14 protein-coding genes are annotated in these 15974 nt (G+C 71.7%); 3 read left to right on the forward strand and 11 right to left on the reverse strand.

Annotation, left to right across the window (positions count from 1 at the left end; translation table 11 throughout):
• Nucleotides 1-193: 193 nt before the first annotated feature.
• The 5 genes from WME89_RS46205 to WME89_RS46225 form a co-directional block, all read right to left on the reverse strand.
• Nucleotides 194-1885: a metallophosphoesterase gene (locus WME89_RS46205; RefSeq protein ID WP_438005923.1), complete on the reverse strand. Its 1692-nt coding sequence runs from the start codon at nucleotides 1883-1885 to the stop codon at nucleotides 194-196.
• 73 nt (nucleotides 1886-1958) lie between these two features.
• Nucleotides 1959-3212 (reverse strand): c-type cytochrome, encoded by a 1254-nt coding sequence (locus WME89_RS46210; protein ID WP_438005924.1) that lies wholly within the window; start codon nucleotides 3210-3212, stop codon nucleotides 1959-1961.
• Complete coding sequence (locus WME89_RS46215) at nucleotides 3209-4729, reverse strand: DUF1501 domain-containing protein (protein ID WP_438005925.1); 1521 nt, start codon at nucleotides 4727-4729, stop codon at nucleotides 3209-3211. Before WME89_RS46215 ends, WME89_RS46210 begins: the two co-directional genes overlap by 4 nt.
• Nucleotides 4730-4907: 178 nt before the next feature.
• The gene (locus WME89_RS46220; protein ID WP_438005926.1) at nucleotides 4908-5303 is read right to left on the reverse strand and encodes a type II toxin-antitoxin system VapC family toxin; all 396 of its coding nucleotides are present in this window, start codon (nucleotides 5301-5303) and stop codon (nucleotides 4908-4910) included.
• Nucleotides 5300-5644 (reverse strand): hypothetical protein, encoded by a 345-nt coding sequence (locus tag WME89_RS46225; RefSeq protein WP_438005927.1) that lies wholly within the window; start codon nucleotides 5642-5644, stop codon nucleotides 5300-5302. The genes WME89_RS46220 and WME89_RS46225 overlap by 4 nt, the downstream gene beginning before the upstream one ends.
• A gap of 339 nt (nucleotides 5645-5983) precedes the next feature.
• Here WME89_RS46225 and WME89_RS46230 point away from each other — a divergent pair, with 339 nt between their 5' ends.
• Both WME89_RS46230 and WME89_RS46235 read left to right on the forward strand, forming a co-directional pair.
• Nucleotides 5984-7081: an IS630 family transposase gene (locus tag WME89_RS46230; RefSeq protein WP_438005928.1), complete on the forward strand. Its 1098-nt coding sequence runs from the start codon at nucleotides 5984-5986 to the stop codon at nucleotides 7079-7081.
• Nucleotides 7082-7097: 16 nt separating this feature from the next.
• The gene (locus WME89_RS46235; protein WP_438005929.1) at nucleotides 7098-7394 is read left to right on the forward strand and encodes a hypothetical protein; all 297 of its coding nucleotides are present in this window, start codon (nucleotides 7098-7100) and stop codon (nucleotides 7392-7394) included.
• Between the two features lie 141 nt (nucleotides 7395-7535).
• On the opposite strand, the gene WME89_RS46240 is transcribed toward WME89_RS46235, so the two are convergent.
• The 6 genes from WME89_RS46240 to WME89_RS46265 are packed head-to-tail and all read right to left on the reverse strand — an operon-like array spanning nucleotide 7536 to nucleotide 15053.
• On the reverse strand, nucleotides 7536-8249 hold the full coding sequence (locus tag WME89_RS46240) for a hypothetical protein (RefSeq protein WP_438005930.1): 714 nt from the start codon (nucleotides 8247-8249) through the stop codon (nucleotides 7536-7538).
• Complete coding sequence (locus tag WME89_RS46245; protein WP_438005931.1) at nucleotides 8246-10246, reverse strand: DUF1585 domain-containing protein; 2001 nt, start codon at nucleotides 10244-10246, stop codon at nucleotides 8246-8248. The genes WME89_RS46240 and WME89_RS46245 overlap by 4 nt, the downstream gene beginning before the upstream one ends.
• The gene (locus WME89_RS46250; RefSeq protein WP_438005932.1) at nucleotides 10243-11808 is read right to left on the reverse strand and encodes an ABC transporter ATP-binding protein; all 1566 of its coding nucleotides are present in this window, start codon (nucleotides 11806-11808) and stop codon (nucleotides 10243-10245) included. The genes WME89_RS46245 and WME89_RS46250 overlap by 4 nt, the downstream gene beginning before the upstream one ends.
• A complete protein-coding gene (locus WME89_RS46255; RefSeq protein ID WP_438005933.1) occupies nucleotides 11805-12887 on the reverse strand; it encodes an ABC transporter permease in 1083 nt (360 codons plus the stop codon). The genes WME89_RS46250 and WME89_RS46255 overlap by 4 nt, the downstream gene beginning before the upstream one ends.
• 8 nt (nucleotides 12888-12895) lie before the next feature.
• Entirely contained in the window at nucleotides 12896-13993 is a 1098-nt protein-coding gene (locus tag WME89_RS46260) for an ABC transporter permease (RefSeq protein WP_438005934.1), read from the reverse strand.
• Between the two features lie 19 nt (nucleotides 13994-14012).
• Nucleotides 14013-15053, reverse strand: coding sequence for a BMP family lipoprotein (locus WME89_RS46265; RefSeq protein WP_438005935.1), 1041 nt, complete (start codon nucleotides 15051-15053; stop codon nucleotides 14013-14015).
• Nucleotides 15054-15290: 237 nt separating this feature from the next.
• On the opposite strand from WME89_RS46265, the gene WME89_RS46270 reads away from it, so the two are divergent.
• Nucleotides 15291-15974, forward strand: coding sequence for a hypothetical protein (locus WME89_RS46270; protein WP_438005936.1), 684 nt, complete (start codon nucleotides 15291-15293; stop codon nucleotides 15972-15974).

Consider the following 15974-nt stretch of genomic DNA (forward strand, 5'->3'; position numbering starts at 1 on the left):
TTCGACAGCGCGTCGGGCCGTTGTGTGCCAGGCGGCGCGGCACACCGTGACGACGTCGTCGAGGTGCGGCGCCCCGCCGGCCCGCGGCCTTCGCGTGGGCGACGTCATCCCACCTGCGACCTGGCGGACGATCGGGGCCGGCGCGTCAGGGCCGCGCGCTCGTCATGCGATGATCGCGCCCGTCACGCGGTGATCACGCGGTGACCGCGAGCGGCGGGAGCTGCTCGCGGAAGAACGAGTTGTACTTGGGATCGTTGTACCGCTCGTACTCGATCACGAAGGGCGTGAGTTGACTCACTCCCCCCTTGTAACGAATGGTGAGCGCCATCGGCGTCACCTCGCGGTAGTTGCTGTTCGGCGGCAGGTCGTCGTTGGTCTTCCCGCCGGCGGAGAACAGCGTGAGGAGCACGCCGTCGGGGTCGTCGTGGACGACGCGGAAGCCCTCCGAGATGCGCTCGTGGCCGCGGATCAGCGTGGTACAGCCGAGCTTCTGCATGAAGCTCTTGAACTGCCGCTTGCCGAACGGGAAGCGCGCGGTCGCCCGCTGGAGCTCCGGGGGGATCGCGTCGACCTCGCTGGGGTCGCTCCAGAGCATCTGGAACCGGATCTCGGGGTCGTTGAGCGAGGAGATGGACCGCCACTTCGCGGCGATGGTGTCGTCGCGGGGGATCCCCGCGTGGACGAAGAGGATGCGGTCGAAGACGAGCATGTTGGGGAGCGCCTCGAACAGGCGCATGTACGCCGCGAACACCTCGTTCGGCGCGATGGCCGCGAGCGAGCTCATCGCCTCGGAGGGCCGCACCGGCGCGAGCACGCGGCCGTTCAGCTCGACGTAGTACTCGTGGTTGCCGCGGAGCACGAAGACGTTGTCGGGCGCGGCGAGGAAGAGCTGCATCACCGTGCGCAGGATGCCGTTGTAGCTGAACCTGCCGCGGTCGATGTAGTCGCCCAGGAACACGAGCATGATCCGCGGGTTGTGCGCCGGGTCCTCGCGGTGGGCCTGCACCTTGGCGAAGAAGTCCGCCTGCATCAGCGCCGCCTTGAGGCACGAGTAGCAGCCGTGCAGGTCGCCGACGACGAGGAGCTCGACCTCCTCCGCGGGGTCCGGCGAGGCGACGTAGACGTGGCCGTCGAGGAACGGCGGCTGCCCGGCGAAGCCCGCGAAATCCGCCGCGCCGTCGAGCCGGCCGGCGCCGCGCGCGCGCTGCTCCTCGAGCTTCGCCTCGAACCTGCGCATCAGGTCGAGATCGACCTTGGCCTGCTCCGCGAACGTGGCCGGGTCGCTCGCGTAGTCCCACTCGAACGCCTTGAAGAACGGGTGGTCGACCTCGCGCGCCTTCTTGCGCGTGGCCGGGTCGATCACCACCGCGCCCTGCTCGACGGGCTCGATGTCCACGTCGTCGATCTCGGTCGGGTTCGCGAGCAGGGCGAAGAGCTCGTCGCGGAACCGCTGCTCGTTCGGGTGGACGACGCCGTCGGCGAGCATGAGCCCGTCGACGATCGCGAGCAGCGACTCGCGGCTCTCCTCGTCAAAGCCGTCGAGCAGCTCGAAGCAGCGGAGCTTGATCTTGGCGAGGACGAAGTCCCTCGGGTCCTCGCCCTCGGCGACGCTCTCGGTGAAGAGGCTCTGGATCTGGTGGTCGACCTCGGCGAACACCTCGTGGAAGTGCCCGGTCCAGCGCGCGACGACGTCCTGGTTCGCCTGGGCCTCGTCGCCGAGGGCGTCGCGCGCGCGCTGCCCCACGAGCTCCTGGATGTAGCCGCGGATGAAGGACTTCTCGGTCGCGTCGAGCTCGCCGTCGATGTACCCGAACCCCGTGAGATAGTAGATGATGGCGTGCATCTGCTGCTCAGCGACGCGTGGATCAGGGCTGAACGACATCATCAGGCAGCTCTCCTCTCGCGGTGGTGCCCCAGGGTAGCGCAAGACGGGCGCGCCGCGGCGACGGCCGCGCACCTCACGGCCGCCGGGCCGGGCTCACGCGCTCGACGAACGCGCGGATCCGCGCGCGATCAGCCTCGGACAGCGCGTGCCCCTGGGGCGGCATGGTCCGCTCCTCGATGACCCGGCGCGCGATGGAGTCCCGGAGCGACGTCCACGCCGCGCCCGTGGAGAGGTCGACGCCGCCCTCGCCGCGCGGGAGGTGGCACGGGGCGCACGCGCGGGCGAACACGGGCGAGAGCTCGTCCCAGGCGGGCCCGGCGTCGCCCTCGGCCGCGGCGAAGCGCCGGAGGGCGCCCGAGGCGAGCAGCCAGACGTCGCCGCCCGGCGAGCCGATGAGCCTGCCGTCCCGCGGGAGGCGCGCGCCGCGGGTCTCGCGCGCGCCGGCCTCGTCGAGCACGCCGAGCTCGTCGCCGTCGGCGAACCACACGCGGTCGCCGGAGACGGCGAGCCCGTGGAGCGCGGCGCTCGCCTGCAGCCGGAGGCGCAGCACGCCGGCGCCGTCCTCCTCGTAGAGCGCCGCCGGCGTCGCCGCGAGCAGCGCGCCCGCGCCGGTGACGGCGAGGAGCGGCGCGGGGCCGTCCGGCAGCGGGTACGCGCGCAGCGCCCTCGTGGCGACGTCGAGCGCGCGCAGCCCGTCGCCGCCGGGCGCGAAGGCCACGCGCCCGCCGCCCGCCGCGAACGCCGCGAGCGGCCCGGTCGCGTAGCGCGTGACGAGCGCGCCGTCCGCCACCGCGAGCTCGCCGTCCAGCGCGAAGGCGGCGCCGCCCCCGCCGAGGCCGAGCGCGGCGCGGACCGCGGCGCGCTCGAGGCCGTAGCGGTCGGAGACGAGCTCGAACGACCCCTCGCCGGGCAGCCTGAGCAGCCGCCCCTCGGCGTCGACGCCGACGATCCACGTGCCGTGGCCGTCGGGCGCGGGGAGCGCCGCGGCGCTCTCCCAGCGGTGGGGCGCGCGGTCGACCCGGGCGAGCGCGCCGTCCACGAAGATCGCCGCGGCGCCGTCGTGGAACAGCACGACGCGGCGTCCGTCGTCTGCGAGCGCGCGGACGGGGCCGAGCTCGCCCGGGGCAGGCCACGCGACAGGGCGCACGGCGAGCTGCGGGAGCGGCCCCGCGGCCGGCGCGGCGCAGCCGGCGAGCGCGAGCGCGGCGAGGGGCGGCGCGAGCGCGGTGAGGGATGCCGCCGCGAGGGCGGCGAGGGGCGGCGCGAGCGCGGCGAGGGACGCCGCCGCGAGCGCGGTGAGGGACGCCGCTCGGCGCAGGAGCTTCACGATTGCCGGAGCAGCTCCGGCACCACCTCGCCGTCGCGCAGGTGGTCGCGCGGCGAGATGCCGAAGGCGAACAGGAAGGTGGCGAGCAGATCCGGCGGGGCGATCGGCCTCGGCCCGCCCTGGAACGCCTTGGCCGGGGCCGGCAGGAGCTGCTCCGCGTCGGTCTTGCCGAACGAGAAGTTCCCGCGGAACCGGGGGGAGATCACCATCGCCGAGTTGTTCGGGTAGTGGTCGCGGCCCATCGCCGTGTTGATCTGCGGCGTGCGGCAGAAGTCGCTCGTCACGAGGATGTGCGTGTGATCCGAGAGCTTCTTGCCGGACCGGGTCGGGTGCGGCGTCCCGTCGAGCGAGCGGACGAGGGCGGCGATGAGGTCGAAGAGCTCCTGCTGCGTGGCCGCGTGCTGGCGGTAGTTGCTCGTGTGCGTGTCGAACCCGATGCTGGCGAAGCTCACGCAGCGGACCACGTTCCGCCGCATCGCCTCGAGCGCGAACGCGGCGTTGACGGCGGCTTGTTTGGCGAACCGCGCCGCGTGGTTGAACTCCGGGTGCGCCTTGACGAGCTTGCCCCTGGAGAACACGTCCTGGAGCCCTGCCTCGAGCATCCGGCCGAGCCCTTCCGACTGGAGCGCGAAGCCGTTCAGGGTGTCGGCGTGGAGGGAGCGCGCGGCGAGCGACCTGGCCTCCTCGGAGAGGAGCGCTGTCACCGCGGCGCGGTCCTCGTCGGTGTCGTACGGCTTCGCGCGGTAGAGCGAGCGGCTGACCGTGCCGATGTCCGCCACCATGAGCGGGGCGGCGCGGCGATCGAGGCGATCGCCCACGACCGCCGAGGGGAACTGCACCGAGACGATGGGGAACGTCTGGCCCGCGCCGAGCTCGCTGGCGCAGATCGCGTCGACGCTCGACGACGTGGTGCGGCCGCCGCTGAGGTGCCTCCCCGTGGTCGCGAAGGCGGTGCCGTCGGGGTGGCTGACGGTGTTCATGGCCAGCCCGTTGACGATGCAGAGCCGGTCGTACAGCTCCGCGAGGGCGCCGATGCCGGGGCCGAACGCGAGGCTCGAGCCCTGCGGCCGCACCAGCGCGAACGTCTTCGCGCCGTCGGGCCCGGGCGCGTCGACCCAGAGGCGGAGCGGCGCCGTGTCGGTGTTGTCGGTCGTCGCCGGGTCGACCAGCCCCTTGCCCTCGTTCCGCGGGTCGGCCCACAGCGTGACGTCCCAGCCGCCGGACGCGTGGATGAAGAGGAAGAACTCGTCCTCCGCCGCCTTGACCGGCGCGGCGAGCGCGCGCGCCGGCAGGCCGAACGCGCCGGAGAGCGCCGCGCTTGCGGCGGCCTTGAGCAGCGCGCGGCGCGGGAACGCAGGAGTCATCGCGAGCGCAGTCTGCCCCCAGCCATGGCAGCGCGCAAGAGAGCGCGACAGCGCGCCTGGCCCGCGCCTGGCCTCGAAGCGCGCCGCGGCCGGCGCGGCGATCACCAGCATGGGGAGCTGCGGGTCGAGGTGTCCGCTCGCTCCCGCGCGCACTCGTCTCGATGCTCCGGATGCGCCGTTCCTGGCCGCGGACGACGGACACCCCGCAATTGCCGGTGTCCACCAGCTCAAGCGATCCCATCAGGCATCTGCTGGCGTCCCGTGCGCTGGACCTAGAGGACGACATCGCGGTCCTGCTCGAGGGGGCGATCGGGCAGCGGCTCGATGAACCTTAGCCGATGATCCTCACGGTGATCCTGCCGCTCAGCTGCCGCAACCTATCGTCATTCGTCCAGATCTGATCGCAGCTGTAGTGGACAGCGCAGGCGGCATGAAGAGCGTCAGGGGTCTTTAGGCCGTGCAGTGCTCGAAGCTCGGTTGCGAGTTCGAAGACCTCTGCGGAGAGCGGCAACAGGTCGAAGGCCGAGAGTAACCCCTCGTACGCCGCTCGCAACCCTCTGTCATTCAACCGGATGGGTTTCACGAGACACTCCAGGCGAACAAGAGGTGATATACACGCCTTGCTCGAGCCTAGCGACAGCAGCGCGCGATCCGCTGAACCCTTGTAGGGCTCCGCGCCCTCGACCCGATAGATGAGAACACAAGAGTCCAGGTAGATTCGACTCACGGTTCTCCCCAGCTATCGCGCTCCGCGCCGAGCGCGGCGTCGAGCTGGTCCTTCGACAGAAGCCGTTCTGGGTTGTCCTCCCGCCATGCGTCGATGGCTCGGCAAGCGGCCATGACCTTCTCGTCGCTGTCGGGCTCCCCGGAGCGCGCATCTCGCTGTTCCTGAGTCAGCACGATGACTTCGGCCTCTCCTTCCGGCACGTCCTCTGGAAGATTGATCTCGACGCGTCGCGACTTTGGAACGTGGACAATGAGCTTGTGCGCGTGCATGGCCTTGAGCGTGGAGCATACGTCGGCGTTGCATCCGATGCCATCCGCGGCGCCGACGTCCTCCGGGGGCACGCGCCCCACCTGCAGGGGGCAGGCGCGCCGCCCCGCCGCGGCCGTCCTGCCAGCACGTCCGCCAGCGACGGGAGCGATGTGGTCTAGCGCGTCTGCATGCGAGCCCGGGATGTCGTGCAATACCCGAGACTCGGGACGGAGGAGCAGGCCCTAGTACAGCGTTCCCCAAGTTCGTCCCTGGATCCGGAGTGACCCAGCCGAGGCCCTCGCGAGGGTCCGCAGCCTGAGCGTGGCGAGCACCTGCGCAGCGGTTACGGTCTGCGAGGCGAGATTGCCTGGTCATCTACGATGGTGCGCACTTTTGAAGCCATCGGCTCGGGCCAGGTCCCACGCGCGTAGGTGCCCCGAGCTCGCGCAAAACCCGTCCTGCTGCCCGCGCCGCTGCGCCAGAAGCTGGAGCAGACGGCGCGCTCGCCCAAGACCTCGCAGCGCGATGCGCAGCGTGCCCGGATCGCGCTCTTGGCCGACGAGGGATGGAGCAACGAGCAGATCCAACGCGCTGTAGCCTGCGACATCAAGACCGTGCGCAAGTGGCGCAACCGGATCGCAGAGCTTGCCGACGAGGCGGTGCTGCAGGACAGGACGCGCACGGGGCGACCCCCGCGCGTGGCGACCGCGGTGCACTACGAGCTCATCAAGTTGGCTTGCAGCCGCCCCGATGAGCACAAGGTCCCATTCGAGCAGGTCTGGACCCTGGACCAGCTGGCCAAGGCACTGAAGTTGGAGACCGAGGTGGAGCTGAGCCGCACCGAGGTCTGGCGCGTGCTGCAGGGAGCCAGCCTCCGACCGCATCGCGTCCGACTGTGGTTGCACAGCCCGGACCCGGACTTCCGCGCCAAGGTCGAGGCGATCTGCAAGCTGTACCTGGAGCCTCCCGCAGGCGCGACCGTGCTCTGCGTCGACGAGAAGACCGGCATGCAGGCGCTGCAGCATCGGTTCCCCATGCAGCCGTGCCGCAGCCGAAGAGCCGCGCGCCGGGAGTTCGAGTACCAGCGCCACGGCACGCTCACGCTGCTTGGCGCCTTCAACGTCAAGACGGGCGAGGTGGTGTCGCGCTGTGGACCGACACGCACCGCCGCCGATCTGCTCGCGTTCATGGACGAGGTGGCGGAGCGCTACCCCACGGGCGACGTCTACATCATCTGGGACAATCTAAACATTCACCACGGCGCCAGGTGGAACGAGTTCAACGCGCGGCACGGCGGGCGCTTCCACTTCGTCTACACGCCCATCCACGCGTCGTGGGTCAACCAGATCGAGCTGTGGTTCAGCGTCCTGAGCCGTCGGGTGCTCAAGCACGCCTCCTTCGCCTCCGCCGAGGAGCTGAGCCGGGGCGTGCTCGGCTTCGTACGCCAGTGGAACGAGCACGAAGCCCGGCCCTTCCGCTGGAAGTTCCGCGGCCAGTGGCGGGCGACCTTGCCATCGTACGCAGCGTGAGCTTCCGTGCGGACCGATGTCGAAGCCGCACGCCGCCCCTGAGCACGCCGACGCGGTCCGCTCCTACCTCCAAGCGCACGGACTGCAACACCTGAGGGCCCGGAAGTACGGCCAGATGGTGATCATCGAGTCGGGTCCTGAAGCCGACCCGACCGCGCACGCCAGGCTGCGCCGTGACACCGTCCACCTCTGGACGCTCGAGATCGCGACCCACACCGGCAAGTGGGAGAAGACCGGCTTCCGTGGCCAATGGCAGGACCTGCTCAAGCTGATGATGACCGACTTCCCCTGGACGCTCGCGGCCATCGAGTAGCTGGCCCGGCGGGGGCATTACGCCGCCGGACATTGCGTCGACGTTCAGCGACGAGTTCGCTTTGTTCATAGGCCCGGCCGGCTCAGCCCGTAGCGGGGCTGGCACATCGCCGATCCAGGGACGAACTTGGGGAACGCTGTACTAGTACAGGAGAAACTCCGGGTGCCGCACGAGCCCGTAACACACCGCCGCCCACCCCGCCTCTTCCGGCGAGAACCGCGACCTCGGCGCGCCCTTCGCGCGGTGCCGCGCCACCGTGCCCTGGTAGAGCGCAAAGAACCGCCTCTCCCGGTCCGGCGGCGCGAGGCGCGCCGGGTAGCTCAGGAAGGTCCGGTGCAGCACGTCGAAGCGCGGGGCGAAGGCCGCCTCGTCGAGGCCCTGCGCGGGCAGGTCGAAGGCGAAGATGAGCCGTTGCTCGATCGGGACTGGCACGCTCGCCTTCCAGTCGTGCTCCAGCGCGCGGTCGCAGAGCGCGATGCCGAGCCGCTCGAACGCCGCCATCATGAGCGCGTTGGTCTGCGTGCCGCGCGGGAGATCGAGGGTGTAATCGGGGAGTCCGAGCGCCGCGAGGTAGTCTCCCCAGGTGTCGAAGAGCGCTGACCTGTCGTCCCCCCGCGCGCGGCGCTCGACCTCGGCGGGCGCCAGACCGCCGAACAGCCGGAGATAGCTCCTCAGGTACGCCTCGGCCGGGACCAGCCGCAGGTCCTCCTGCGGCGCCCGGCTCAGGGCGACGCGCCCCGTCTCCCGGAGCGGCGCGGCCGGCAGGGGCGCGACCGCCTCCGGCGGGCCGCCGCACGCGCCCGCCAGCGCGGCCATGCCGGCAAGGGCAAAGGCCCTCACCCGGCCGGGCGTCACCGCGCTCCCTCGCCGCGCTCCGCCCCGCCCCGCTCGAGCCCGGGGCGCAGGTTGCTCGCGCGCGCGTACGCCGGCGAGCGGACGATCGCCTCGACCAGCGGCCGCATCCGGTACCCGCGCGAGACGAACCGCTCGCGCAGCGAGCGCAGCAGGGGCTCGTCTTCCTCGCGGACAGGCCTCCCGAGGAACCCCTCGGTCACGCGCTGGACCGCGCACGTGGCGAACTCCGGCATCCGCGTCATGTCCGCCGCGACGCCCGCGGGGCCGCGCTCGGTGTGCTCCTCCGAGGCATAGGCGCCCCGGAGCACGCCGCGCTCCCGGGTCGAGAACGCAGGATCATAGAACGGCTGACACGCATTCCGCATCTTGCCGTCCGCGCCCACCTTGCAGGCGGGGTTCTCGATCGGGAACTTGGCCGCGGGCAGGTAGGTCCACGTCGTCTCCTCGACCCGCGAGAAATACGCCGCGAGCGGCTCCAGCGTCGCATGGCAGCTCGCGCAGCCAGGCCGGACCATGAGGTCCGGCTCGCTCGAGGGCGGGAGATCCGCGTGCTCGGCCGTGAAGCTCTTGCAGAGGAACGCGCTGTAGAGCGCGGCCGCGCGCGCCCGGCGCGAGGCATACTTCGTGAGAAACACAGGCATCGTGATGAGCCCGGATGCGCGCGGCCCACGGTCAGGGATGAACGTCCAGTCGGACACGTCGTGCGGAAAGACCACCGGCGGCACCGCGCGCGGCAGGAACAGCGGCTCCTCGTCCTCGCGCATCCCGAACGACTTGTGCTGGGAGCAGCACGCCGCCGGCGCGCTCGACAGGTAGAACTGGGCGAGCGGCCCGTTGATGAACGTGTACCGCGCCGTGAGCATCTCCCGGAAGTCGCGATCCGCCCTGAATACGTGGCTCATGAAGTGGATCGCCTCCTGAGACCACCAGAACTTGTGCCAGCCAGAGCTCGTGTGCGGCGCGGCCCCGATGGGCTGGTCGACCCCGAGCGGGACATGCGCCGGCAGCACGAAGGCGCGCGGATCCCTGCCGTAGCTGTCGCCAGGCATGCAGTGCACGAGCCCGATGCCGCAGCCGCAATCGACGCTCATCCTCGGCGCGAGCGCGCTCCGGCACGAGATGGGCTCTCCCCGGTGCGCCTTCGCATACGGGTCCTCGGGCAGCGGCGGGCGCGTGCGGCCCGCGGGGAGCGGCGCGCCCCTGGGCAGCGGCGGAACGTCGCTCGCGTAGACGTGGCCGACGTCCGCTGTCTGCGCCTCTTCCTTGCAGACACGGACCTCGACCGTCGGCGTCTTGCCGTCCGGCTCGACGAGGAGCTCCGGCAGCGGGACATACGCGCTGTCCGGGTCGTCCCACCCGGCCCCGTAGCGCTGCACCGGATTGATGGAGAGGTAATCGCGGTAGAGCCAGAAGGGGCGGACGAGCGTGGTCCGCTCGTCGAGCAGGCGCTGGGAGATCGGGATCGGCGTCCCCGCGGCAGGCGCGGAGTTCACCACCTTGAGCCCGCTCTCGGCCTCGGAGAAGCAGAACTCTCCGTCGATCACCGGGTCGAGGCGACGCTGGTTGTGACGGTAATAGACGTAGATGGGCTTCCCGTCCGGGCCCAGCACCTGGTGCCGGTGGAGCGTCGTCTCCCGCGGCGCGAACGTGACCGCAGGGCCGAGCTCCAGCCGCAGGACATCCATGTAGATGCGCGTCAGCCGGTCGACGTAGCCAGGGCCGTCGAGGTGGCGCTCTATCCAGGCGTCCATGTCGAAGCCCGGCGCCTCGATCTCGGCGAGCTCCGCGCGGGCTGGCAGCCGCCCCACGAGGTCGAGCGAGAGCGCGCGGAAGTACCGGTACTGCGCCAGCGTCGGGGCGGCGCTCCCCGCGGCGCTCCCCGCGGCGCTCCCTGCGGCGCCCCCCGCGGCTGAAGACGGCGGCGCGACGAGGGCCCCGGCCGCCGCCGCCAGCAGCGCCGGCGCGATCAGCACCCGCAGCGCGCGCGCACACCTCACGGCGCCACCTCGCCCGCCGCGCCCTCCGGGACCGCCGCGGCCGCCGCGCCGGGCGCCACCCCGGCCATCAGCATCCCGAGCTCGGTCCGCGACACAGCGCCCGCGTCCCGCGTCGCCACGAGCGCGCCCCGGTACATCACCGCGATCCGGTCCGACAGCGACAGGACCTCGTCGAGCTCCGCCGTGACGAGCAGGACCGCCGCCCCCGCGTCGCGCGCCGCCACGATCTCGCGGTGGATGTGCTCGATCGACCCCACGTCCACGCCCCGCGTCGGCTGGCTCGCCACGAGCAGCTCCACCGGACGGCTCAGCTCGCGGGCGAGGATCACCTTCTGCTGGTTGCCGCCCGACAGCGCCGAGACGGGCGTCCCGGGGCCCGGCGCGCGGATGTCAAACGTCTTTATCAACCTCCTCGCGTTCTCGTCGCGGGCGTCGTCGCGGAGCACGCCGCGCTCGGCGAACGGGGGCCGGTGGTAGGTGCAGAGGACGAGGTTGTCCGCGACCGAGTACGAGAGCACGAGCCCGTCGCGCTGCCGGTCCTCGGGCACGTGCGAGACGCCCCGCTCGATGAGGGTGCGGGGCAGCGCGCCCGTCACGTCGCGGCCCCGGAGGAGCACGCGCCCGTCGCGGGCCGGCGAGATGCCGGTGATCGCCTCGACGAGCTCGGTCTGGCCGTTGCCCTGCACGCCGGCGATCCCGAGGATCTCGCCCGCGCGGACCGAGAAGCTCACGTCGCGCACCACGTCGGCGCCCGACCCGCGCCGGCCGGCGACGCCGAGGCGCTGCACCTCGAGCACGACCTCCCCGGGGCGCGCCGGGGCCTTGCTCACCTGGAGCACGACCTCGCGGCCCACCATCATCGCCGCCAGACCCCGCTCGTCGGTCTCCGCCGGGATCGCGGCGCCCACCACCTTGCCCGCGCGCATCACCGTCACCCGGTCAGCGACGGCGAGCACCTCCTTGAGCTTGTGCGTGATGAAGAGGACGCTTACCCCCTGCGCCGTCAGCGCCCGGAGCACGCGGAACAGCTCCTCCGCCTCCTGCGGCGTCAGCACGGCCGTGGGCTCGTCGAGGATCAGGATCTCCGCCTTGCGGTAAAGGGCCTTGATGATCTCCACGCGCTGCTGCACGCCGACAGGGAGGTCCTCCACGCGGGCGTCGGGGTCGACGTCGAGCCCGTAGCGCGCCGACAGCTCGCGCACCTCGGCGCTCGCGCGCCGCCGGTCCATCAGGCCCCTGCGCACGGGCTCCGCGCCGAGCACGATGTTCTCGGCGACCGTGAACACCGGGATCAGCATGAAGTGCTGGTGCACCATGCCGATCCCGAGCGCGATCGCGTCGCTCGGCGAGCGCAGCGCGACGGGCTGCCCGCGCCGGCGGAGCTCCCCCGCGTCCGGGCGCACCAGCCCGTAGAGCACGTTCATCAGCGTCGATTTGCCGGCGCCGTTCTCGCCGAGCAGGGCGTGGATCTCGCCCTCGCGCAGATCGATGTCCACCCCGTCGTTCGCCAGGACGCCGGAGAACCGCTTCGTGACCCCCCTGGCCTCGAGGACCGCCGTCACCGCCGCCCCTCCGGCTCGTAGGGCAGGCCGTCGGCGGCCGGCGGCGTCGTCTTGCCGATGACGCCGGTGAGGATGAGCAGCGTCAGGAGGTACGGCACGAGCCCGACGACCGACGACTGCTGCAGGAACGACCATGACGGCGGGATGAGGTCGCGGAAGAGCTGGAGGTTGATCTGGAAGGCCTGCGCCGCGCCGAAGACGAGCGCCGCGGCCCACGCGCCGAACGGGGTCCAGTCGCCGAAGATCATCGCCGCGAGGGCGATGAAGCCGCGCCCGTTCGTCATCATCGGCTCGAAGGAAGGCACCGACTCCAGGGTGAAGTACGCCCCGCCGAGCCCCGCGATCGCGCCGCCGATGACGACGTTCACGTAGCGCACGCGGGCCACGTCGATCCCGACGGTGGCCGCGGCGCGCGGGTGCTCGCCCACGGCGCGCGCGCGCAGGCCCCACCGCGTGCGGAACAGCACGAGGTGCGTCAGGGCGACCAGCGCGATGGCCGAGAGGGCGATCGGCTGCTGCTCGAACACCGGGCCCACGACGGGGATGTCGGCGAGGAGCGGGACGCGCAGGCGCGGCAGGACGCCGGGCGCGTGCGGGACCTGGCCGCCGAACGCGCTGCCCGGCCCGAAGAAGAGCTGTCGGTTGAAGAACCCGGTGAGCCCGACGGCCAGCAAGTTGATCACCGTCCCCGCGAGGATCTGGTCCACCGCGAAGGTCACCGCAAGCACGGCGAGCAGGAGGCCCAGCGCCGCGCCGGTGATGACCGCGATCGCGACGCCGAGCAGCAAGCTCGGCAGCGGCGGCAGGTGCAGGACCGCGCTCGCGTAGATCGACCCGAACCAGCCCGAGAACGCGGCCGCGAGCATCATCCCCTCGATGCCGAGGTTCACGACCCCCGAGCGCTCGCAGAAGACGCCCGAGAGCGACCCCAGCGTGAGCGGCGTCGCCACGGCGAGGGTCGTGGCCGCCATGCTGGCCACGATCGTCATCGGCGACACCCGCGCCCCGCCGATCAGCGTGACGACGCCGACGAGCACGCAGACGACCGCCGCGATGAACCCGTACCGTCGATAGCCCATCTTCATGGTCAGCCGCCCCACCCGCGCGTGAGCACGAGCCGCTCGCCCTCGCCGCGGACTCGGTAGATGCGCCGGACCAGGGTCTCGGCCGCGACGAAGAGCAGGATGAGCGCCTGGATGACGGAGATGACGTCGATCGGGATCTGCGTCAGGTACTGCATCCGGGTCGCGCCGCTGCGCATCGCGCTGAACAGCAGCGCCGCGAGCACCGTCCCGCCGGGGTGCGCCTTGCCGAGGAGCGCGATGGCGATCGCGTCGAAGCCGTACCCCTGCGAGAACCCGAGCTCGTGCCGGTGGTGCAGCGCGCTCACCTCGACGGCGCCGGCGACCCCGGCGAGGGCGCCCGAGAGCGCCATGGTCGCGATCACGGTGCGGCCCACCCGGACGCCCGCGTAGCGCGCGGCGTCCGGGCTCTGCCCCGCGGTGCGGATCTCGAAGCCGAACACCGTCCGCTGCAGCACCCACCCGACCAGCGCCGCGGCGAGCAGGGCGAGCGGGAAGCCCCAGTGCAGCCGGAAGCCCTCGACGAGCGCGGGGAGGCGCGCGCTCTCGTCGATGAGGGGCGTGCGGGAGAGCACGTTGCCCGCGGCGGGGTCCTTCATCGGGCCGTTCAGCAGGAAGCTGACCGCGTTGAGGGCGACATAATTGAGCATGATCGTGCTGATCACCTCGTGTCCGCCCGCGCGCGCCTTGATCCACCCGGGCACCGCGGCCCACAGCCCGCCGGCCAGCGCGCCGAGCAGCAGCGTCAGCGGGACGTGCAGCGGCGCGGGCAGGCCCCCGCCCACGAGCCGCGGCAGCCAGTGGCCCGCCCACGCCGCCGCGAGCGCCCCGAGCGCGAGCTGCCCCTCGGCCCCGATGTTGAACAGCCCCCCCTTGAACGCCAGCGAGACCGACAGGCCGGCGAGGATGTACGGCGTCGCCCACACGAGCGTCTCGCTCACCGCCCGCGGCGACCCGAACGCGCCCTCGAGCATGCCGGCATAGGCCTCGAGCGGATTGCCCCCGGCGAGGGCGATGAGCACGCCGCCGAGGACCATCGCGGTGAACACCGAGAGCGCCGGCAGCAGCAGCGGCCTGAGCCGCCGGATCACCCTCTCTCGCATACTCGAGCTCCCGGCGCGCTCACTGGCCCGGCTTGGACGGCGGCACGTTCGTCTTGAGCGTCCCGTCGAGGAGCGCTTTCTTGAGCTCCTCCATCTTCGCCTTCACCTCGGCCGGGACCTTGCTGTCGAGATCGTGATACGGCGCATACCCCGATTTGCCCTGGTAGTTGCCGCTCGGCAGCTTGCCCTCCTTGGCCAGCTTGATGAGGTCGAACGCGCCCTCGGTGATGAGCTTGACGGCGCTGGAGAGGATGACCTTCTGGGCCTCGGGCACCGTGTAGTACTGGTCGGTGTCGACGCCGATGGCGTGGGCGTTCTTGGTGGCCGCGCCGAGCAGCGCGCCGTTGCCCGTCTTGCCGCCGCCGCCGAAGACGATGTCGACCCCCTTGTCGATCATCGAGACGGCGGTCGTCTTGCCCCACTCGGGATCGGTGAACGTCTTATCGAACCCGACGTCGTTGTGATAGACGACGCTGAGCTCGATGTCCGGCTTCACGTGGCGCGCGCCCGCGCGGAAGCCCTCGCCGAAGCGCCAGACCGGCGGGACGGCGTCCGTGGCCAGCACGGCGCCGATCTTCCCCGACTTCGTCATCATCGCGGCGAGCGCGCCCACGAGGAAGCCGCCGTGGTCCTCCGGGAACACGAGGCCGACGACGTTCGGCTTCTCGGCGCCGGGCGCCTGGAACTGGTCGATGCCGATGAACCGCGTGCTCGTGAACTGCGCGGCAGCGCCGTGCGTCGCCTCGGTGAGGCCGAAGCCCGAGGTGACGACGACGTCGTACTTCTCCTCGGCGAACGTCGCGATGTTCTTGGGGTAGTCCTTCGGATCCGTCGTCTCGATGTACTGCGTCGTGGCGCCGAGCTCCTTCTGCGCCCGCTGGATCGCCTCCCACGCCGACTGGTTGAACGACTTGTCGTCGATCTTGCCCATGTCGGTCACGAGGCCCACGCAGAACACCTCGGGGCTCGCGCAGTCAGCCTTCTTGCCGCTGGTGCACGCCGGGAGCGCGCTGGCCAGGCCCACGAGGGCCGCGATCGCGAGGCGCCGCTTCTTCAACATGCCGGATCTCCTTTGGAAGGCCCGCATTGGACACCGGGGCGCGCACCAAGGCAACCCGGGGATCGCATCCGCGCACATTTGGTCACACGTTGCTCGCACGGCGCGGCGCCGGGCGCTCGAGCGCTGGCGGCGCGCGATCGGGGAGCAACTTTTTTCGCCGGGGCGTTGTCACAGTCGATCGGTGGCGCCCGACGAGCGACGGGGCGCGCCGACGCAGCCTGCCCGAGGAGGTCCTTCATGAATGGTCCCGCCGTTCGACTCACGCTTTTTTGTGCCCTCATCGCGTCCGCGCTCGTCCCTTCAGGGGACGCGGCGGCCTGCGGTGGGGTCGAGATCATGCCCGCGATCGATCACCGCGTGATGGGGGTCGCCCAGGCCGAGCAAGCCCTGCGCGACGGCCGGATCACCGCGGCCGCGGGGAGCGTGATCCGGATGTTCCCCGAGATCCGGCGCATCGCGCATGACAAGGATCCGCTGCTCAACCGGGCTTTCCGCGTGCTCGCCGTGGCCACCGCGCGCGGCGACGGAGCGCTCCAGGTCGCCGCCGAGGTGCCGCGCGAGCTGCTCGAGACCTGGGGCGGGGCGTCGGCCGACGAGCGCAGGGGGAACCTCGACTGGTCGATCCGCGCGCTGCGCCGGCTGAACGAGCAGCGCAAGAACGACCCCGCGCTCCAGACCGACCTGGGCGAGGCGCTCGCCCGGTCGACGGAGCACCGCGGCGAGGCGCTCAAGCTGCTCGGCGACCTGGCGGAGAAGGACCTGCTCGCGAGCCCCGAGGGGTACGCGGCGCTGGCGCAGCTGCGCGCGCTCTCGGGGGACACCGCGGGGCACGACGCCGCGGCAAGCCGGTGCGAGGCGATGGCGAAGAGCGCGGCGCTCTGTAGATCGAGCGGCGCGATCGACCCGCGTCCGCAGAGCTGA

This window comes from Sorangium sp. So ce321 (genome assembly GCF_051530195.1).
Lineage (GTDB): Bacteria > Myxococcota_A > Polyangia > Polyangiales > Polyangiaceae > Sorangium.